The organism is Labrys methylaminiphilus subsp. lupini (genome assembly GCF_051161885.1).
Lineage (GTDB): Bacteria > Pseudomonadota > Alphaproteobacteria > Rhizobiales > Labraceae > Labrys.
In genome coordinates this window covers 4,099,307-4,117,958 of record NZ_JBMDIH010000001.1, presented here as the reverse complement: position 1 = coordinate 4,117,958, position 18,652 = coordinate 4,099,307, and the positions used below count along the sequence as shown (strand labels likewise).

The 18,652-nt window shown below is 64.8% G+C and carries 17 protein-coding genes; 9 read left to right on the top strand and 8 right to left on the bottom strand.

What is annotated here, in order from left to right:
• Positions 1–29: 29 nt before the first annotated feature.
• From ACN6KF_RS19460 to ACN6KF_RS19450, 3 genes are all read right to left on the bottom strand, one after another.
• On the bottom strand, positions 30–497 hold the full coding sequence (locus tag ACN6KF_RS19460; RefSeq protein ID WP_434958430.1) for an HPr kinase/phosphorylase: 468 nt from the start codon (positions 495–497) through the stop codon (positions 30–32).
• 10 nt (positions 498–507) lie between these two features.
• On the bottom strand, positions 508–2,250 hold the full coding sequence (locus ACN6KF_RS19455; protein ID WP_434958429.1) for a stimulus-sensing domain-containing protein: 1,743 nt from the start codon (positions 2,248–2,250) through the stop codon (positions 508–510).
• A 130-nt stretch (positions 2,251–2,380) separates the two neighbouring features.
• Positions 2,381–3,079, bottom strand: coding sequence for a response regulator transcription factor (locus tag ACN6KF_RS19450; protein WP_149253366.1), 699 nt, complete (start codon positions 3,077–3,079; stop codon positions 2,381–2,383).
• A 201-nt stretch (positions 3,080–3,280) separates the two neighbouring features.
• On the opposite strand from ACN6KF_RS19450, the gene ACN6KF_RS19445 reads away from it, so the two are divergent.
• Positions 3,281–4,057 carry a HugZ family pyridoxamine 5'-phosphate oxidase gene (locus ACN6KF_RS19445; RefSeq protein WP_434958428.1) on the top strand — a complete coding sequence of 259 codons (777 nt, stop codon included), beginning with the start codon at positions 3,281–3,283 and terminating at the stop codon, positions 4,055–4,057.
• 75 nt (positions 4,058–4,132) lie between these two features.
• Here the strand turns inward: ACN6KF_RS19445 and ACN6KF_RS19440 are convergent, their stop codons facing one another.
• Positions 4,133–4,954 (bottom strand): alpha/beta fold hydrolase, encoded by an 822-nt coding sequence (locus ACN6KF_RS19440; RefSeq protein ID WP_434958427.1) that lies wholly within the window; start codon positions 4,952–4,954, stop codon positions 4,133–4,135.
• 128 nt (positions 4,955–5,082) lie between these two features.
• On the opposite strand from ACN6KF_RS19440, the gene ACN6KF_RS19435 reads away from it, so the two are divergent.
• A complete protein-coding gene (locus ACN6KF_RS19435) occupies positions 5,083–6,093 on the top strand; it encodes a GlxA family transcriptional regulator (protein ID WP_434958426.1) in 1,011 nt (336 codons plus the stop codon).
• Between the two features lie 119 nt (positions 6,094–6,212).
• On the opposite strand, the gene ACN6KF_RS19430 is transcribed toward ACN6KF_RS19435, so the two are convergent.
• From ACN6KF_RS19430 to ACN6KF_RS19415, 4 genes are all read right to left on the bottom strand, one after another.
• A complete protein-coding gene (locus ACN6KF_RS19430) occupies positions 6,213–7,454 on the bottom strand; it encodes an MFS transporter (RefSeq protein ID WP_434958425.1) in 1,242 nt (413 codons plus the stop codon).
• 325 nt (positions 7,455–7,779) lie between these two features.
• The gene (locus ACN6KF_RS19425) at positions 7,780–9,138 is read right to left on the bottom strand and encodes a hypothetical protein (protein WP_434958424.1); all 1,359 of its coding nucleotides are present in this window, start codon (positions 9,136–9,138) and stop codon (positions 7,780–7,782) included.
• A 276-nt stretch (positions 9,139–9,414) separates the two neighbouring features.
• Complete coding sequence (locus ACN6KF_RS19420) at positions 9,415–9,816, bottom strand: RidA family protein (RefSeq protein WP_434958423.1); 402 nt, start codon at positions 9,814–9,816, stop codon at positions 9,415–9,417.
• Between the two features lie 122 nt (positions 9,817–9,938).
• On the bottom strand, positions 9,939–10,634 hold the full coding sequence (locus ACN6KF_RS19415) for an NUDIX hydrolase (protein WP_434958422.1): 696 nt from the start codon (positions 10,632–10,634) through the stop codon (positions 9,939–9,941).
• Positions 10,635–10,877: 243 nt separating this feature from the next.
• On the opposite strand from ACN6KF_RS19415, the gene ACN6KF_RS19410 reads away from it, so the two are divergent.
• The 7 genes from ACN6KF_RS19410 to ACN6KF_RS19380 all read left to right on the top strand — a co-directional run bounded on the left by ACN6KF_RS19410 (position 10,878) and on the right by ACN6KF_RS19380 (position 18,626).
• Positions 10,878–11,183 carry a hypothetical protein gene (locus ACN6KF_RS19410; RefSeq protein ID WP_434958421.1) on the top strand — a complete coding sequence of 102 codons (306 nt, stop codon included), beginning with the start codon at positions 10,878–10,880 and terminating at the stop codon, positions 11,181–11,183.
• A gap of 176 nt (positions 11,184–11,359) precedes the next feature.
• The gene (locus tag ACN6KF_RS19405) at positions 11,360–12,415 is read left to right on the top strand and encodes an SPFH domain-containing protein (protein ID WP_434958420.1); all 1,056 of its coding nucleotides are present in this window, start codon (positions 11,360–11,362) and stop codon (positions 12,413–12,415) included.
• Positions 12,416–12,487: 72 nt separating this feature from the next.
• Positions 12,488–13,378 carry an NAD(+)/NADH kinase gene (locus tag ACN6KF_RS19400; protein ID WP_434958419.1) on the top strand — a complete coding sequence of 297 codons (891 nt, stop codon included), beginning with the start codon at positions 12,488–12,490 and terminating at the stop codon, positions 13,376–13,378.
• 200 nt (positions 13,379–13,578) lie between these two features.
• Entirely contained in the window at positions 13,579–14,766 is a 1,188-nt protein-coding gene (locus tag ACN6KF_RS19395; protein WP_434958418.1) for a pyridoxal phosphate-dependent aminotransferase, read from the top strand.
• Positions 14,767–14,892: 126 nt separating this feature from the next.
• Positions 14,893–16,485: a 5-guanidino-2-oxopentanoate decarboxylase gene (locus ACN6KF_RS19390; protein WP_434958417.1), complete on the top strand. Its 1,593-nt coding sequence runs from the start codon at positions 14,893–14,895 to the stop codon at positions 16,483–16,485.
• A 126-nt stretch (positions 16,486–16,611) separates the two neighbouring features.
• On the top strand, positions 16,612–17,775 hold the full coding sequence (locus tag ACN6KF_RS19385) for an acyl-CoA dehydrogenase family protein (protein ID WP_434958416.1): 1,164 nt from the start codon (positions 16,612–16,614) through the stop codon (positions 17,773–17,775).
• 113 nt (positions 17,776–17,888) lie between these two features.
• Positions 17,889–18,626, top strand: a complete 738-nt coding sequence (locus ACN6KF_RS19380) for an SIS domain-containing protein (RefSeq protein ID WP_434958415.1) — start codon at positions 17,889–17,891, stop codon at positions 18,624–18,626.
• The last annotated feature ends 26 nt before the right edge of the window (positions 18,627–18,652 follow it).

Below are 18,652 nucleotides of genomic sequence, written 5' to 3'. Positions count from 1 at the left end.
CCAGGGGCAGTTCGTGCCCAAAAATCAGGTCAAACCGGCGGCAATTGCGGCAGGATTGCCTCGATCAGGGCGACAGCCCCGTGAAAATCGCGCGGAACCGGCAAATAGGGCAAGTTCACGCCCTTCAGGCGGATGTGCCGAATTTTTTTGCTGGGGATGACGATCTCTGCGTCATCGTTGAGAATATCCACAATCAGGCTGACCGGCGCCGAAGGTTGCCAGTCGATCCGTTCGATGCCCGAATCCCGCAGGCCGGTGGTGCGCCGTTCGATCAGGCCGGCGATGGTTGATGGCACGGAGGCGACCAGCTTGCCGTCGACGGGTTCGAGATAGACGCGGTCGTCACCCACCAGGCGGGCCTGGCGGCCGCGAGCCGGCGCCGTCTCGATGAAATGCAGGGCCAGCCGGCTCTTGCCGGCGCCGGAGGCGCCGCGCAGCAAGATACCCTGCCCGTCGATGACGAAGCAGGTGGCATGCACGGTCGGCGAGGTTGGCATGGCTAAGGGCCTAAGCCTGCGCGGCCGGCAGGCGCGCCACGAAACGGGCGCCGAGCACCTTGTCGCCATCCTTGCGGTTCTCGACCCAGAGCTTGCCGCCATGGGCCTCGATGATCTGCTTGGAGATGGACAGGCCGAGGCCCGAATTCTGGCCGAAGCCCTGCTCCTCGGGGCGGTCGGTGTAGAAGCGCTCGAAGATCCGCTCGATGGCGTGGTCCGGCACGCCCGGTCCGTCATCCTCCACCGTGATTTCGACGTCGTTCTTGTTTCGCCGCAATTCGACCCGCACTTCGCCGTTCTCAGGCGAGAAGGAGCGGGCATTGTCGACGAGATTGTTGATGACCTGGCCGAGCCTGGAATCGTGGCCGCTGATGAAGAGGGCCGTCGGCGGCAGGCCTGTCGGCATCGACAGGCGCACCGTGACCCCGTCCTCGCGCTCGACGCTGTTGAACACGCCGGTAAGGGCGGTGAGCAACCTGACGAGGTCGACGGGTTCGGCGCCGGAACGCAGCAGCTCGGCATCGAGGCGAGAGGCGTCGGAGATGTCCGAGATCAGGCGGTCGAGCCGGCGGACGTCATGCTGGATCACCTCGAGCAGCCGGGTGCGCGAGGTGTCGTTGCGGGCGAGCGGCAGGGTTTCGACGGCCGAACGCAGCGAGGTCAGCGGGTTCTTGAGCTCGTGGGCGACATCGGCGGCGAAGCTCTCGATCGCCTCGATGCGCTTGAACAGCGCGTTGGTCATGTCGCGCAGGGCGCCGGAGAGATGGCCGATTTCGTCGGAGCGCTCGGTGAAGTCGGGGATTTCCTGGCGCGATTTCACGCCGTAGCGCACGCGCTCGGCCGCCCGTGCCAATTGGCGGATCGGGCCGGCGATGGTGCTCGCCAGCAGGATCGACAGGATCACCATCACCACGGCGGCGACCGCGAAGACACGCAGGATGGCGAGGCGCTCGGCTGTGACGATCTCGTCGATCTCGCCGGGACGCGTGGAGAGCAGCAGCACGCCCAGCACCGATTTGAAGCGCTGGATCGGCACCGCCACCGACACGATGGATTCATTCTGCTCGTTGATGCTCACCTGGGTGGAGGGAGCGCCGTCGAGCGCCGTTATCACCTCCGGATAGCCCTTGCCGTTCTGGTTGCCCAGTTCCTTGTAGAGCGGGGCATCGGAACGGAAGAGGTAGCGCTTGACCGTGTTCCAGACGCGCTCCGCCAGGTTCGGTTCCTGCTTGGGCTGCGGCAGGTCGGTGCGGACGATGTCGGAATAGATGAACAGGGCCCGGGAATCGATGACCAGATTGCCGTCGCGATCATAGACCCGGGCGCGCAATTTCGTCGGCGAGATCAGGCGCCGCATCAAGGGCGCGACCTTCTCGGGATTGATCGGAAAATCGAGCGAGCTTGCGTCGTCGCTGTCGTCCTCGCCGGCCGCCTGCTGTTCCAGCAGCTTTTCCGGATCGATGCGGATCGAGCCGGTCTCGACGGAGGCCGATGCGGCCACGGCGCTCGCCATGATCTCACCCTGGGTGAGCAGGGCCTGCACACGCGCGTCGATCAGGCCTTCGCGGAACTGGTTGAGATAGAAGATGCCGACGACCAGGGCGACCAGGCCGGCCAGGTTCAGCACAACGATGCGCCGCGTCAGGCTCGAGAAGGTCTGCACGGTGATCGCGCGCAGGGCCAGCCGCAAACGCCGCCGGATGATCGATCTCGATTTCAGGTGCTCGGATTGGTGCGCGCGCTCGGGGCTCATCGGATCTGGTACGAAATTCTATCGAGAGGAGCGCGAAAGCCTGTTTCACGGCATGAAGAAGGCATCGTTTGACAGAGTCGCCTTCTCCGTTGCGCGGAGAAGGCCCTCGGAACTGGCCGAGAGGAAAGCCTCACGCTTCCTTGAAACGATAGCCGACGCCATAGAGCGTTTCGATCATCTCGAAATCGTCGTCGGCCTGCTTGAACTTCTTGCGCAGGCGCTTGATGTGGCTGTCGATGGTGCGATCGTCGACATAGACCTGATCGTCATAGGCCGCATCCATCAGGGCGTTGCGGCTCTTGACCACGCCCGGGCGCTGGGCCAGGGCGTGCAGGATGAGGAACTCGGTGACGGTGAGCACCACGGCCTCGCCCTTCCAGGTGCAGGTATGGCGCTCGGGATCCATGCGCAGCAGGCCGCGTTCCAGGATCTTGGCGTCCGAGGCCTTGGCGGCGGCGGCATCCTTGGGCTGGAAACGGCGCAGGACCGCCTTCACGCGCTCCACCAGCAGGCGCTGCGAGAAGGGTTTGCGGATGAAATCGTCGGCGCCCATCTTCAGGCCGAACAATTCGTCGATCTCCTCGTCCTTGGAAGTGAGGAAGATCACCGGCAGCTCGGACTTCTGGCGCAGGCGACGCAGCAGCTCCATGCCGTCCATGCGGGGCATCTTGATGTCGAAGATGGCGAGGTCCGGCGGATTGGCCTTCAAGCCGTCCAGGGCCGACATGCCGTCATTGTAGGTCTGGATGCGATAGCCTTCCGCCTCCAGCGCGATGGAAACTGAGGTCAGAATGTTGCGGTCGTCATCGACCAGCGCAATCGTCGGCATTGCAATCCTTTCATGACGCGGTGTAACCGCCAAAGGCTATTATGATGCTTTGCGCGGCAAATCACCATACTTGCCTTGCCATTCTACGCCTAAACCGGCGGAAGTGTGACAATTATCGGTTCAAAACGGTACTTCTTGTTGCCAGTCGGCAGCAAAACGGCATTTTCGTATCTTCTCAATCCAACCGAGTCTTCTAGAGCGATGTCTTCGAGCGATACCACGCGTCTGCCCGGCCAGCCGGTCCCGGCGAACCAGCCTGCCGATTTCGAGCCCGTCACGGAGGCCAAGACTCTGTTGCGGCGTGTCCGCGCCGGCGCGCTGGCGACGCTCGATTCGGCCGACGGCTCCCCCTTCGCCAGCCTCGTCAACGTCGCCACCGACTTCGACGGCGCGCCGCTGCTGCTCCTGTCGAAACTGGCGGCTCACCGCACAAATATCGAGAAGGATGCACGTATTTCCCTGTTGCTGAGCGAAGGCGGCAAGGGCGATCCGCTCGCCCATGCCCGCTTGACCGTGAAAGGACTGGCCGAGATCGTCGAGGAGGAGGGCGCCAAGGCTCACTGCAAGGCCCGCTTCCTCGCCCGGCACCCCAAATCAGCGCTCTATGCCGATTTTCCCGATTTCAGCTTCTTCCGCGTGACGGTAGGCGGTGGCCATCTCAATGGCGGTTTTGCGCGTGCTGCGCTGTTGTCGGCCGAGGAACTCCTCAGCGATGTCGCCGGCGCTGAGGCCCTGCGCACGGCGGAGGCAGGGGCGATCGAGCATATGAACGCGGACCATGCCGACGCGGTCAGGCTGTACGCCACCAAGCTGCTCGGTGGCCGCGAGGGGCCGTGGCGCATCACCGGCATCGATCCCGAAGGCCTGGATCTCGCCTTTGCCGACGACACGCTGCGCCTTGTCTTCGACAAGCCCGTCCTGGACGCCACGGCCCTGCGGTTGACCCTGGTGCACTTGGCCGAGAAGGCGCGAGGCTGAAGGCAGGCAGAAAGAACCGCAACAAAACCTTCTCCCGCGGGGGGAGAAGGTTGTCTGCGTCTTTTCCGGCTTGCATCACCCCTTGATGAAGGCGAGCAGGTCGGCGTTGAACTGGTCCTGCTGCGTCAGGGTCAGGCCGTGCGAGCCGCCCGGATAGACCTTGAGGGTGGCGTTGGGGATGAGCTTGACCGACAGATGTGCGGCAGCGCCGATCGGCACGATCTGGTCGTCGTCGCCATGAATGATCAGGGTCGGCACGTCGATCTTCTTCAGATCCTCGGTGAAATCGGTCTCCGAGAACTGCTTGATGCAGTCGAACTGGCCCTTGAGGCCGCCCAGCATGCCCTGCAGCCAGAAGGATTCGCGCGCACCCTCGGAAACCTGCGCACCCGGACGGTTGTAGCCGTAGAAGGGCAGGGTCAGGTCCTTGTAGAACTGCGAGCGGTTGTCGAAGGTGCCCTTGCGGATGCCGTCGAAGACTTCGATCGGCAGGCCGCCGGGATTGGCGTCGGTCTTCAGCATCAGGGGCGGCACGGCGCCGACCAGCACGGCCTTGGCGACGCGCTTGGTGCCGTGGCGGCCGAGATAGCGGGTAACTTCGCCGCCGCCGGTGGAGTGGCCGACGAGAACGGCATCCTTGAGGTTCAGTTCCTCTATAAGTTCGGCGAGATCGTCGGCATACTGGTCCATGTGGTTGCCGTCCCAGGTCTGGGTCGAGCGGCCATGGCTGCGGCGATCATGCGCGATCACCCGGTAGCCGTGCTGTCCGAGGAACACCATCTGGGCGTCCCAGGCATCGGCGCTCAGAGGCCAGCCATGCGAAAACACCACGGGCTGCCCGCTGCCGAAATCTCGATAGTAGATCTGGGTGCCGTCTTCGGTGGTGATCGTGCTCATCGTCCGTCTCCTGCTGGGTTGAAATGCGGGGCGCCTCGGTACGTGGCGGCCTTGTGAAACATTGAATAGCGCGCCATGGGCGTGATACGGATTGGCGAAACTGACATTGTTCGGGGCAAAACTGACAAATGGCGATGGGTAGCACTCTACCTGAGATTGGCCTGCTGCTGTATCCTGGTGTGCGCACGGCCGCTGTCTACGGCATGGTCGATCTTTTCGACGCCGCCAACGACATCGCACGCCGCAGGGCTGGCGATGCGAGTATCGGCATTCGTGTCTCCCAATGGAAGATCGCCGAGGGTGGCGGCATCGAATGCGTGGCGGACAGCCATGGTCAGGCGCCCCACAAGCCGGTGGCGATCGTTGCCCTGCCGGGGCTCGGCGATTTGCCGTCCCATGCCGTCTCTGCTCCCTTCGCCGCCTGGCTGCGCCAGCGCCATGACGAGGGCGCCATGCTGTGCTCGGTCTGCGCCGGCGCCTTCCTGCTTGCAGAGACCGGTCTGTTGGCCGGGCGGCTGGTCACCACGCATTGGAGCTTTGCCCAGGCCCTGTCCCAGCGCTTTCCCGATATCCTGATCGATACGGACAAGATGATCGTCGACGATGGCGATATCATTACAGCCGGTGGCATCATGGCCTGGACGGATCTCGGGCTGACGCTGGTGGATCGGGTGCTGGGGCCGGAGGTGATGCTGGAAACCGCACGCTTTCTGTTGGTCGATCCGCCCGGACGAGAACAGCGCTATTACTCGAGCTTCGTGCCCAATCTGCGCCATGGCGATGAAGCCGTGCTCAAGGTACAGCGCTGGCTGCAGGACCAGGAGGAAGCCGAGGAAGACATGCGGCCGGTTTCCCTGTCCGCGATGGCTGAAAGGGTTGGCCTGGAGGAGCGCACGTTCCTGCGTCGCTTCCACAAGGCGACGGGTCTGAAGCCGACCGAATATTTCCAGCATATCCGGGTCAGCAGGGCCCGCTCGCTGCTCGAAACCACCAATCGCAATGTCGACCAGATCGCCTGGTCGGTCGGCTATGAGGATCCGGCTGCCTTCCGCAAGGTGTTCGCCAAGCTGATGGGTCTGTCGCCGCGCGACTATAGGCGCCGCTTCGCCGCAGGGCCGGCGATCGGGGTGGCCGCCTAGAGCAAAATGACTTTTCTCTGAATCGTCATTGTCTCTAACCCTTTGTTTAGACGCGTTTTCCTAATCGAAAAGTCTGTCGACTTTTCTGGAAAACGCTCTAAGCGGGTTCCCCTTGGCTCTTAGCCCGCGACGGCGGCGGCTTCGGGCTCGCGCCTCTCGGCTCGTTCCAGGATCCAGGACACCAGGAAGACCATGAGGCCGGCTACGGCCAGGAGGGCTCCCACCCAGCCGGTCGACGCCCAGCCGAAGCCGGCCGCGACGGCGACGCCGCCGAGCCAGGCACCGAGGGCATTGGCGATGTTGAAGGCCGAATGGTTGAGCGCGGCCGCGAGCGTCTGGGCATCGCCCGCCACGTCCATCAGGCGGGTCTGGATCGCCGGGCAGATGGCGAAGTTGCAGCCGATCAGGAAGATGCAGAGCGAGATCATCCACGGGTTGGTCGCGGTGAGACTGTAGAGCGCCATCACCACGGTGACCCAGACCAGCATGCCGCCGATAGTGGGCATCAGGGCGCGATCGGCCAGCCAGGAGCCGGCGATGTTGCCGACATTCATGCCGATGCCGAACAGCACCAGCGCCACCGGCACGAAAGCAGGCGAGAAACCGCTGAGCTGGGTGAGGGTGGAGGCGACATAGGTGTAGACGGCGAACATGCCACCGAGGCCGATAGCCGGGATCGCCAGGGTCAGCCAGACCTGCTTGCGCTTGAGGGCGCCGAGTTCGCGCAGCGGGCTGGCGCCCGGCTGGACCTTGTCGAGCGGCATGAAGGCCAGGATCAGCACGGCGGTAAGAGCGCCGATGGCACCGACGGTCGCAAAAGCGAGGCGCCAGCCCAGGGCCTGGCCGAGCCAGGTGGCGAGGGGGGAGCCCACCAGCGTCGCGAGCGTGATTCCCATCATCACCCGCCCGACCGCTTGGGCGCGGCGATTGGGTTCGGCCATGCCGGCGGCGACCAGGAAGGAGACGCCGAAATAGGCGCCGTGCGGCAGGCCCGCCAGGAAGCGGAAACCGATCAACTGGTAATAGCCGTTCGCCAGGGCGCTGGCGGCATTGGCGGCGGTGAATACCACCATCAGCCACAGCAGCAGGGTGCGTCGTGCCATCCGGGCCGAAAGCACGGCGATCACTGGCGCGCCGACGACCACACCGAGCGCATAGGCGCTGATCATGTGGCCGGCCTGCGGCTCGGTGACCAGGAGACCGTTGGCGACGTTGGGCAGGATGCCCATCGAGGCGAATTCCCCGGCGCCGACGCCGAAAGCGCCGACGGCAAGGGCGAATTCGATCCAGGCGGCGCGATGGCGATGGGAAGAGCTGTCTGCGGGCAGATCGGCGAGGGAGGCGGTGGCCGGATGGGTCACGGGAAGTCTTTCAGGGCGAACGGCGCGAAACAAACGAAGTGAGAAAGCCGGCAGCGCGGAGCCGCAGGCTGGCAATGGCTTGAATCAGCGATTTGGGAACTATCTATTGGGTTGCAATATCGCTGGCGGCAGGCAAAAAGTAAATCGGTTTACGTCTGCATTTCGGCATGGCTCGGGGCCGAGCTATGCCCGGGGGAAATGCGGCGGCCCGGGGAAGCGGAGTTTCGGCCGGAAGCGCCAATATCCGGATTTTCTCACGGGATTAGCCAACTGTCATTTTCCAAGGGCAGGCAAGGATGCCCGCGAGCCCAAGATGTCGCGTTGGCTAATACGGCTTCGCCGCCACATAGCCATAGTAGTTCATCAGGAAGTCATCCAGCTTGAGCGTTCCACCCAGGGGTACCTCGCGATAGCCGTCGCCCCAAGTGTAGATGTGGAACTTGACCTCGCCGTTCTCCAGCTTCATCTCGGATTGCAGCACGACCCAATGATCGTCGCGGATGTCCGAACTCTGGGTCTGATGGCCGTCGACCATGTTGGAGCCGATGAGCAGGACGACATGGTAGCCCGCCGCGAGCAGCCGGTTGGCTTCCTTCATGTTGTCCGTGTCGCGCTGGTGGCGGAAGAAGTTCGCATCCTCCCGCACGTCCGTGTAGCCGGCCTGGTCGAACCAATAGGCCAGTTCCATGGGTGTCGTCATGCCCGAGAACGCGCCAGCGGTCGAATCGTAATGAATGACCCAGTCGTTGGAGTTGCGGATGCTCGCCAGCGTCAGCCAGTCGACCGGAGCAATGTCGGAGGACGAGGGCGTGGCGTGGCGCAGATCGGATTTCGGCTTGATCGGCAGGTTGTAGAGCTTGCCCTCGCCCTTGTCGTACATGTCGCAGGCGTAGGCGGCATAGGTTCCCGGGCGGTCGCGCAGGACGTTAAAGACCAGCGCGGCCGGTCCGCACAAATTCGTCTGGTTCTGGTCGAGCGTGCCCGGATAGGCGACGCGGATGATGATGCCGATGCCGACTTCGTCCCGGTCGAGGTTGGGCCATTGGCCGCGACCGAGCTTGCGCATGAAGTCGCAGGCGCGGCCAACGGCATAGCTGCGCTGGACCGAGGAGACGTCGAAGGGCCATTTGGCGATCATCTTGCCGGCCTGGTCGACGAAGGTCTCCAGCATTGTCTTCGAACGCGGCATGATGGTGTTGGATTTCTCGCTGATCATCTTCAGGTCGGCGAGTTCATTCTGCGTCACGCGACCATCCTGCATGGTGGCGCGCAGGATCTCGACGATCTCGACATGATTGAGAAGGCGATCGTCCTGCAGGGCTACGCGCAGCGCCTTCGGCACCGATCTGCTCTGGAACACGCCCCACGGCCCGATGGGAGCGGCAGTCGGTGTCGGTGAGGGACGTGTCGCGAGCTCCTCCAATTTGGCGATCGCCGCGCCCACGGGTTCAATGAAGCCGGTTTGTTGCGCGGGAAAATATTTCTTCTGGAACGTCAGGATGGCGCTGCAGAGCGCATCGCTGGCAATGCCGCCGACGACACGGCCCGCAATGCCGGCCTCGGTTCCGCCGTCAATCCTGGGAATGAGGTTGAGGAGCGCAATGACGATCTGTTGGTCTTCGGCCCAGTTCTGACACTGGGCGCCGGTCGAGGCGTGGCGACCTACGCGCGCACGAAGGGGCATGGCGATCCTCCTTCTCGCGATTGGCACTGTTTTTCGCGATCGGTACTGTCTCGGATTGCCTGACCTTAGTGAAGCCCGGCGTTTTGAGTATCCACTTTATAGGGGAAGACGCGTGACCTGCCCGGTGTCGGCCCGTGTCCATTGCTTCGGGCGGTGGGTGAGATCAGGACGGGCGGGCGTACATTGGGGGCGCGTTGTGGTATCGCCTGCTCCGATGGAACCAAGATCCATTGAAAATGACGCACTTTCCGTCGCTGCCCGGCACCGCCGAGACGTTCATGGCTTCTCGTCCGGCAGCACGGCGATGGCGTCGATCTCCACCAGGACATCGGGCAGGAACAGCGAGGCGACGCCGACGAGGGAACTGGCCGGCGGTCGCTCCTTGCCGATCCAGCGATCGCGCACGGCCCGGATGGTCGGCAACTGGCTGGGATCGTAGTCCCGCACATAGATGGTCACCCGCGCCAGGGCGCTGAAATCGGCGCCGGCCGCCTGCAGCGTGGCGAGAAGATTGGCGAAGACCTTGTCGAGCTGGGAGGCGAGGTCGTCGCCCACGACCTTGCCCGCTTCGTCAAAGGGGACGTGGCCCGAGAGCAGCAACAGGCGGCCGCTTTCGACCAGCATGGCCTGCGAGATGCCGGGAATGGTGGAGCCGGGCGGATTGATCGGGCGCAGCATGAAGATCTCCTCAATCTGTCGGCCTGTTTTCGCAGACGATGATGACGCTGCCTCGACTGGAACATTCTCCAGGAAGGCCGGCAGGGTTCTTGGTTAGGGAGGCAGGACGGAGAAAGGCTGGATCACACCGTCCTGTCGAATTCCGTCAGTGCGCGTTTAGCCAGCCGGTAAAGCTGTGCCGGGCGCTTGCGTTCGGCGGTGGCGCTCGCCTTGGCGTCGATCTCCTCGAGAATCTGCATTTCCATCAGCTTGCGGCGGAAGGCGCTGTCATTGAGCGGGATGCCGATGGCCTTCTCATAGACGGCCTTGAGTTCGGGCAAAGTGAACCGCTCGCCGAGCAGGAAGGCCGGCAGGGTGGAATAGCTCGCCTTCGAGCGCAGCCGTGCCAGGGCGGCGGCGATCAGCCTGCCATGGTCGAAGGGCAAGGTCGGGCAGTGGTCGGGATTGATGCGCTCGAAACGGGGCGCGCCGGCCGCCTCGGCGGCGGCCAGGCGCTCTTCCGGCACCAAAGCGAGATAGACGATGGCGATCGACCAGCCGCGCGGGTCGCGGTGCGGACCGCCAAAGCTGCGCACTTGTTCGAGATAGAGGCCGTCGAGCCTCGCCTTGTTGGCCAGGATGCGCCGCGCCGATGCCTCGATGTCGGCATCCTCCTCCGGCCTGACATAGCCGCCGATCAGGGCGAGTTCGCCGGCATGGGGATCGTATTCGCGCCGTTGCAGGCAGAGCCGCAGGCCATCCTCGTTCAAGGTGACGAGCACGATATCGACCGTAGCGATCGGGCGCTGTTCAGGCCCGGAAGGGGGAGCGGAGGGCATTTCGACATCCATTCGCTAGAGTATGGAGCAATGGCGGGGTCTGTGAACGCTCCTCGCCTGCGCTGCCAATTCTACCAAGTCGCCATAGCAAAGCCGGACGCGGAGGCAAGAGCAAGGCGCAAAATGCAATTTGTGATTTTATTGGCTGGCGGAGGTGCATTCCTGTCACCGCGTGTTCGCTCGGGAACTGACCGGCGGTGCGATCCGTGGTGAAACGACATCCGATCCGGAGCGGAGGAAGATATGCGCTCGTTTCTGTCGGCTGCCTTGTTTGCCGTCTTCGTCGCGGGCTGCACGGCGCCGCAATCTGAAGTCGTCATCAAGCCTTTTATCGGCCATGTGCCGAGGATACCCGGCAACTACGAAGCGGCGGCCCGATTGCCGGAGCCTCCGCGGCCGGAGCCGGCACCGCCTTCCTCTTCAAGCAGTTCGTTCGATCAGACAGGGAACTCTGTCGACGAGAATTATTGTGCCGGGGTCGTCACGCCCACGCACAGTTCCTATCGCTGGTGCAACAGGCACGGCTATCGGACCAAGGATAGGCGGTAGGAGAAGCCTGGCCTCCGTCTTTCCCGGGCGGAGTTTGCGCGCTCCACCCACCTGCATGTGTGGTCCGACACACATCCAATATCGGCGTGGAATAAATATACAAAATACAATTTGCACTTTGTAATTTAATGAATTACAACGAACCCAATCGATCTCGACCAGTCCAGGAGCCAGCCATGGCCACCATTCGCCGCTATCCTTTCTTCAGCCACGCCCGCGTCGAGGCTTCGTCCTTCCTCGGCGTCTACCGGCAAGGCCGCCTCGCCCGGTCGGGCAGGGGGCAGGCCGTGTGGTTCTCGCCCCAGGGCAGCACTTCGCTGGTCGAGGTGCCGGCCGACGACCGCAATCATGTCGTTGCTGTCGCCGGGCGCACTGCTGATTTCCAGGCGGTGAGCGTGCAGGGGCTTGCGAGCTGGCGTGCTCAAGAGCCGGCACTACTGGCCGAGCGCATCGATTTTTCCATCGATCTGCGCACCGGCTCCTATCGCGCCGATCCTCTGACCCAGGTCGAGAATCTGATCGACGGTCTGGTAAAGACGACGGTCGAGCGTTTCCTCTCGGCCCGCAGCATCGGTGCCGTGCTGGCCGAAGGCGTCGGCGCTTTGCTGGCCGAGGTGGAGCGGGATCTTGCCGCAACCGTAGCGCTGTCGGCGATCGGCATTGCCCTCACCGGCATTCATTTGTCCGATCTCACTCCCGCACCGGAACTGGTGAGGGCCCTGCGCCAGCCGACGGCGGAGAAGCTGCAGCAGGCCGCCGACGAGGCGACCTTTGCCCGCCGCGCCGCTGCGGTCGAGAAGGAGGCTGCGATCGCCGAGAACGAGACCAAGGCGAAGATCCGGCTGGAGGAAGAGCGCGGCAGGCTGTTCGAGCGCGAGCGCGAAAACGAACTCGCGCAGGCACGCACGGCTGTCGACAAGAACATGGTGGCAGCCGAGGGCGAGGCGACGGCGCGTGAGCTGACGGCGCGCAGCCAGGCGGTGACACGCGGTGTCGCTTCCGTGGCCGAAGCCGAAGCGATCCGCCGGCTCGACGAGGCGAAGCTCGTCGGCGAACGCGTCCGAGCCGAGATCGCCAACACTCTGCCGGTGCTGATCCCGGTGGCGGAGGCCCTGAAGGAAGCCTTCGTCAATGCCAAGGTCGGCACGCTCAATCTCGGCCCCGACGTACTGGCCCAGCTCGGCACCGTGCTCGGCGCGGCCCTGGCCAAGGGCGAGAAGCAGGGTGGGTAGCCTCCACGTTTTCCTTCTCCCGCAAGGGGTGAAGGAGACATTCCTCCGATCCCTTCAACCTCGGAATCCGCCATGTCCCTTCTCGCCCCCCGCGTCATCCTTGTCAGGCGCGAGACCGATCTCGATCGCATCCGGGCAAGCTACACCAGCGCTGCCGCGGCGCGCTTCGTGCTGGAGCGCAAGGGCCTGAGCCTGGAAGCGGTGGAGGACATGCATCGGCGTTTCACCGAGGCGCTGCATCGCATCAGGGCCGCCATTCCGGCCGACTGGCGCCAGGCCACCATTCTGAGGGCCGATGTCGAGCGCTTCGTCTTCGGCCCCGAGGATGTCGTGCTGGCGGTCGGGCAGGACGGTCTTGTCGCCAATGTCGCCAAATATCTCGATGGGCAGGTCGTCATCGGCATCGACCCCTTCCCGGGCCTGAATGCCGGCGCCTTGGTCCGGTTCGGCGTCGGCGATACCGCGCAGGCCTTGCGGGAGGCGGTGAAGGGCAGCATCCGGGTGGAGGAGCGGGTGATGGCGGAGGCGCGCCTCGATCAGGGTGAACGCCTGCTGGCCCTCAACGAGATTTTCGTAGGCCATGCCAGCCATCAGTCGGCACGCTACACGCTGTCATCAGGCGAGCAAAGCGAGCGCCAATCCTCCTCCGGCCTCATCGTCGCCACGGGGACCGGAGCGACCGGCTGGGCAGCCTCGATCCTCAACGCCACCCATGCCAGCCTGGACCTCTCGCCGGTGCAGCCTCGTCTCGGCTTCCTGGTGCGCGAGGCCTGGCCCGGCCCGGCAACCGGCACCGAACTCGTCAGGGGCCTGGTCGAGGATGCACCTGTCGTCGTGACTTCCGAAATGGATGGCGGCACCATTTTTGCCGACGGCATCGAAAGCGATCATCTCGCCTTCGACTGGGGCCGCCGCGTCGAGATCGCGCCATCGGCAAGGCGGCTGAGGCTGGCCGTGCCGTGAGCGTTGGGGCCAGGCCTTGGTGTCAGGCCTTTGGTGTCAGGCCCTTGGGGCAAGACGTCGCGGGGGTTACGCCGGATCGCGCGCCATGGTATCCGCTTGCTCATCTCATTCGGTGTCGTCAACCGTCCGTCAGGTTGGCCTCGATGCGTCTCCTCCCCGAAACACCGACATCCCGGGAGGCCTGTTCTTAGGAGTGTACTGTGCGCTTTGCTTCCGTGACCGATCGTTTGGCCGATTTGGGTGCGGCGAAATGGGCCGTGCATTTTGAGGCGCGCCGCCGGGTCGCTGCCGGCGAGCCGATCATCGAGCTCACCATCGGTGAACCCGACACGCCGGCGCCCCAGGCGCTGGTCGACACCGCCATTGCCAGCCTCCGGGCCCGTCGCATCCGCTATTCGGGCGGGCGTGGCGAGCCGGCCGTTCTGCAGGCGATCGCCGCCAAATATTCCAAGCGCACCGGCCGCACCGTCACCACCGATAACGCTGCCTATATGCCCGGCACCCAGACCGCCCTCTATGCCGCTATCGCCGCCTTGGCGGAAGCCGGCAACGAGGTCTTGGTGGGCGATCCGCTTTATGCCACCTATGAAGGCGTGATCCGTGCCAGTGGCGCCGACATCGTGCTGGTGCCGCTCGACCCGGCCAATGGCTTCCATCTGCGCGCCGAGGACCTGGAGGCCCGCATCACGCCGCGCTCGCGCGTCCTGCTGCTCAACTCTCCGCACAACCCGACCGGCGCCACGCTGTCGCGTGACGAGATCGCCGCCATCGTCGACGTCTGCCGCCGCCACGATCTATGGATCGTCTCGGATGAAGTCTATGAGATGCTGTCCTATGGCGCGCCCTTCGCTTCGCCCTTCGACCTGCCGGAGGGAGCTGAGCGCACCGTGGTGGTGTCGTCGCTCTCCAAGTCGCATATGGTACCAGGCATGCGCGCCGGCTGGTGCGTCGGGCCGGTGGAATTCATCGAGCGCCTGCTGCCGCTGTCGGAGATGATGCTGTTCGGCGGCCAGCCCTTCATCCAGGACATGGCGGCCTATGCGCTCAGCGAAACCTTCACCGAATGCGCCGAGAGCGCTGAGAGCTTCCGGGTGCGGGCCGAGATCCTGCCCGAGATGCTCGCCAATGCACCGGGCCTGCGCTGCCCCAAGCCGGAAGGCGGCATGTTCGCCATGGTCGACGTCTCCGGCACGGGCATCGACGGCGAGGCTTTTGCCTGGCGCCTTCTCGAGGAGGAGAAGGTCGCCGTCATGCCCGGCGCTTCCTTCGGCCAGCAGGCGGCGGGCCATGTCCGCGTCGCCCTCAGTTCCGATGCCTCGCAACTGCGCGAGGCTGCCAGCCGCATGGTTCGCCTCGCGATCCGGCTGAGCCAGGGCAAGGCCGCCTGAGCCTACGTTCCCTTCTCCCCTTGCGGGTGTCGTCAACTCTCTTGAGTTGACGACACCCGCAAGGGGAGAAGGCGATAGTTCTGCAAGACCGATCCAATCAAAGACAAATCCATTCCCGGGGGAACCATGGCCGAACATCCTCATCTCGGCACGCTCATTCCGCAATTGTTGGTCGAACGCGGCATCGACACGGTGTTCGGCATTCCCGGCGTGCACACGGTCGAGCTTTATCGCGGCATTCCCGGCTCCGGGCTCACCCACATCACGCCGCGCCACGAGCAGGGCGCCGGCTTCATGGCTGATGGCTATGCCAGGGCGACCGGCAAGCCCGCCGCCTGCTTCATCGTCACCGGCCCCGGGCTTCTCAACATCGCCACGGCGATGGGGCAGGCCCTGGCCGACAGCATCCCCATGCTGGTGATCACCACGCTGAACCCGCGCCAGACCCTTGGTCGCGGCGAGGGACGCCTTCACGAATTACGCGGCCAGTCCGTGGTCGGCCGCGAGGTGTCCGCACTCGCCTTGACGATCTGGACGAAGGATCAGCTCATTCCCGCTTTCGACGAGGCCTTCGCCTTCATGGCCTCCTCGCGACCCGGCCCGGTGCTGATCGAGATTCCGATCGACCTGTTGTCCGAACCCTTCCCGGCCCCCGTGACCGCCATGCGCAAGCCGGCGGGGCCGCCGGTGCCGCGCGCCGATGACGTCGAAGCCGCGGCCGCTTTGATCGCCAAGGCGAGAAAGCCGCTGGTGATCGCCGGTGGTGGTGCCGTCACAGGTGGCGATGCCGTTCGCGGGCTGATCGAGAAGCTGGGCGCCGCTACGCTGCTCACCGCCAATGCCAAGGGCATCCTGCCATCAGGTCATCCGCTGCTGGCCGGCGGCTGCATGCTCACGCCGGCGCTGCATCAGGCGATCGGCGAGGCCGATCTCGTGCTGGCCCTCGGCACCGAGCTCGGCGAGACGGAATTCTGGTACGAACTCGAGGGGCTGAAGCTGAACGGGGCGGTGATCCGCGTCGACATCGATCCGCGCCAGCTGCATCGCAATGCCCGCCCGATCCTTCCGGTGGTGGGCGATGCCGGCCGCTTTGCCGCCGCGCTGGCGCCGCTGGTAAAGACGGCCGAGGGCGGGGCGGCCTATGCCAAACAGCTGCAGGCCGCGCGCCTCGACGGGGCAGACCCGCGCTATGTCCGGCATCGTCCGCTGCTCGACGCGATCTGGCAGGTACTACCGGAGGCCGTCGTCGCGGCCGACTCAACCGCGGCCAGCTATGGCGGCAACTTCATGGCCGAACCGCCGGCGGCCCGACGCTGGATGAGCGCGGCAACCGGCTTCGGCACGCTTGGCTATGCCCTGCCGGCCGCCGTCGGCGCCAAGGTCGGCCGTCCCACGGTGCCGGTGGTTTGCATCATCGGCGATGGCGGCCTGCAGTTCACGCTGCCCGAACTTGCCAGCGCGGCCGACGCCGGTACGCCGATCATCGTGCTCTTGTGGAACGACCAGCGCTATGGCGAGATCGAGGAATATATGATCCGCAATCAGATCGCCCCGCTCGGCGTGCGTCTGCAGGCGACCGATTTCAGTGCCGCCGCCAAGGCCTTCGGGGCCAAGCATGTCGCCGCCCGCTCCCTCGACGAGGTCAAGGAAGCCCTGCTTGCCGCGGCCGGTGCGCCGGTCACCACCATCATCGAGATGGACGCGTCGCAATACGCCTGATCCATGTCGCGATCGGCATGAAGGGCGCCCTGAAAAGACTAGAAATGGCGCCTTCATTTGCTGGAAGTTTCGAGCGCCGATCGATGGGCGCGAATCGAATTCCGCTCGACTGGAGGGGAAACGCCGATGCAGTTCGCATTGACCGAAGAGCAGGACATGCTGGTCGAAACGGTGCGCCGTTTCGTCGAGGAAGAGCTCTATCCGCATGAGGCGCTGGTCGAGCGTACCGACGAAGTGCCCGACGACCTCGCCGCCGGGATCAAGAAGAAGGCGATGGAACTCGGCCTCTACGCCGCCAACATGCCGGTGGAACTAGGGGGCGGTGGTCTCGACGCCGTCGGCGTCGCACTTCTGGAGCGCGAGCTTGGCCGGGCCAATTACGGCCTGCAGATGGTGGTGGCCCGTCCCTCCAACATTCTCCAGGGCTGCAAAGGCGCCCAGCGCCAGCGCTGGCTGCTGCCCGCGATTCGTGGCGAGCGCGTCGACTGTCTGGCGATGACCGAGCCGGGCGCCGGCTCCGACGTGCGCTCGATGAAGACCAAGGCTGTCCGTAAAGGGGACAGCTACGTCATCAACGGCCAGAAGCATTTCATCAGCCATGCCGACAAGGCCGATTTCATCATCCTGTTCGCCGTCACCGGAACCGAGGAGACCAAGCGCGGCCCGCGCAATCAGATCTCCGGCTTCCTGGTCGACAAGGATACGCCCGGCCTGACCGTGCGCCCAGGCCCGCATGCGCTGTCGCATCGCGGTTACCACAATTGCGAGCTCTATTTCGACGACTGCGTCATTCCGGCCGACCAGCTTCTCGGCGAGGAAGGCAAGGGCTTCGACCTGATGAGCGAATGGCTGGGCGCCACCCGCCTCACCGTGGCGGCCACTTCCGTCGGCCGGGCGCGCCGCGTCATGGACGAGACACTGGCCTGGGCCGGCCAGCGCAAGCAGTTCGGCCAGGCGATCTCGCAGTTCCAGGGCATCTCCTTCCCGCTGGCGGATCTCGCGGTGGAGCTGGAGGCGGCCGATCTTCTCACCCTGCGGGCCGCCTGGCTGCTCGACCAGGGCAAGGCCACCGATGCCGATTTCGCAATGGCCAAGCTGGCGGCGTCCGAGATGCTGGGCAAGCTGACCGATCGCGCCATCCAGACCTTCGGCGGCATGGGCCTCATGGACACCCTGCCGATCGCCGGCTGGTGGAAGGATGCCCGGGTCGAGCGCATCTGGGACGGCACCAGCGAGATCCAGCGCCTGATCATCGCGCGCCAGATGCTGCGCCCGCATGAGGGGCGTTGAGGCGGCGGTAAACGGCGGCGCTTGGATGAGAGGCAATGCTTGGCGGGAGCATCATGATCGTGCAGGAAGGAACACCTCTCCCGCATGCAATAGCCAGTTCCCGGAAGATTGCCATGACCGAAATACCGACCGCCGCCGCCTATCTCGCCGAGCTCACCCGGCGCATCGGAGCCCTGTTCTGGGCCAATGCCGAGGCGATCGCGGCAGCGGCAGCCGCCGTCGAGCGCACGGCTCGGCAGGACGGCCTGGTTTATGTCTTCGGCACCGGCCACAGTCACATGCTGGCGGAGGAGGCGCACTACCGCGCCGGCGGCCTCGCACTGACCGTGCCGATCCTGTCGGCGGTGACCATGCTGCATGACGGCTCGGTGGCCAGCACGGTCTTCGAGCGGATCCCGGGCCTGGTCGCTCCCGTGCTGGCGCGCTATCCGATCGGGGCCAAGGACGTGCTGTTCATCGCCTCCAACAGCGGTGTCAACGCCGCCATCATCGAGGCGGCGGAGATCGGCAAGGCTACCGGCGCCACCATCGTCGCCATCACCTCGCTCGCTTATTCGAGCCAGGTGGCGCGGGGCCGGCCCCGGCTTGCCGATCTGGCCGATGTCGTGCTCGACAATGGCGCTCCGCCCGGCGATGCCGTGATGGTGCTGCCAGGCAGCGAATTGCGCACCGGCCCGGTGTCGACCTCGATTGGCGCGGCCCTGCTCAACGCGGTCTTTGCGGAGGCGGCTGCGCGCCTGCAGGCCGAGGGCGGCAATGCTCCGATCTATCGCAGCGCCAATATGCCGGGCGCCCAGGAGATCAATGCCGGATTGGTTGCGCGGTATCGACCACGCAATCCGCATCTATGAGACCATCGTCGATAAGGGCGGTCCAT

Bases quoted from the DNA above. Each gene is read 5' to 3' on its own strand.
- ACN6KF_RS19460 (WP_434958430.1), bottom strand. From the start codon at position 497: ATGCCAACCTCGCCGACCGTGCATGCCACCTGCTTCGTCATCGACGGG.
- ACN6KF_RS19455 (WP_434958429.1), bottom strand. From the start codon at position 2,250: ATGAGCCCCGAGCGCGCGCACCAATCCGAGCACCTGAAATCGAGATCG.
- ACN6KF_RS19450 (WP_149253366.1), bottom strand. From the start codon at position 3,079: ATGCCGACGATTGCGCTGGTCGATGACGACCGCAACATTCTGACCTCA.
- ACN6KF_RS19445 (WP_434958428.1), top strand. From the start codon at position 3,281: ATGTCTTCGAGCGATACCACGCGTCTGCCCGGCCAGCCGGTCCCGGCG.
- ACN6KF_RS19440 (WP_434958427.1), bottom strand. From the start codon at position 4,954: ATGAGCACGATCACCACCGAAGACGGCACCCAGATCTACTATCGAGAT.
- ACN6KF_RS19435 (WP_434958426.1), top strand. From the start codon at position 5,083: ATGGCGATGGGTAGCACTCTACCTGAGATTGGCCTGCTGCTGTATCCT.
- ACN6KF_RS19425 (WP_434958424.1), bottom strand. From the start codon at position 9,138: ATGCCCCTTCGTGCGCGCGTAGGTCGCCACGCCTCGACCGGCGCCCAG.
- ACN6KF_RS19420 (WP_434958423.1), bottom strand. From the start codon at position 9,816: ATGCTGCGCCCGATCAATCCGCCCGGCTCCACCATTCCCGGCATCTCG.
- ACN6KF_RS19415 (WP_434958422.1), bottom strand. From the start codon at position 10,634: ATGCCCTCCGCTCCCCCTTCCGGGCCTGAACAGCGCCCGATCGCTACG.
- ACN6KF_RS19410 (WP_434958421.1), top strand. From the start codon at position 10,878: ATGCGCTCGTTTCTGTCGGCTGCCTTGTTTGCCGTCTTCGTCGCGGGC.
- ACN6KF_RS19405 (WP_434958420.1), top strand. From the start codon at position 11,360: ATGGCCACCATTCGCCGCTATCCTTTCTTCAGCCACGCCCGCGTCGAG.
- ACN6KF_RS19400 (WP_434958419.1), top strand. From the start codon at position 12,488: ATGTCCCTTCTCGCCCCCCGCGTCATCCTTGTCAGGCGCGAGACCGAT.
- ACN6KF_RS19390 (WP_434958417.1), top strand. From the start codon at position 14,893: ATGGCCGAACATCCTCATCTCGGCACGCTCATTCCGCAATTGTTGGTC.
- ACN6KF_RS19385 (WP_434958416.1), top strand. From the start codon at position 16,612: ATGCAGTTCGCATTGACCGAAGAGCAGGACATGCTGGTCGAAACGGTG.
- ACN6KF_RS19380 (WP_434958415.1), top strand. From the start codon at position 17,889: ATGACCGAAATACCGACCGCCGCCGCCTATCTCGCCGAGCTCACCCGG.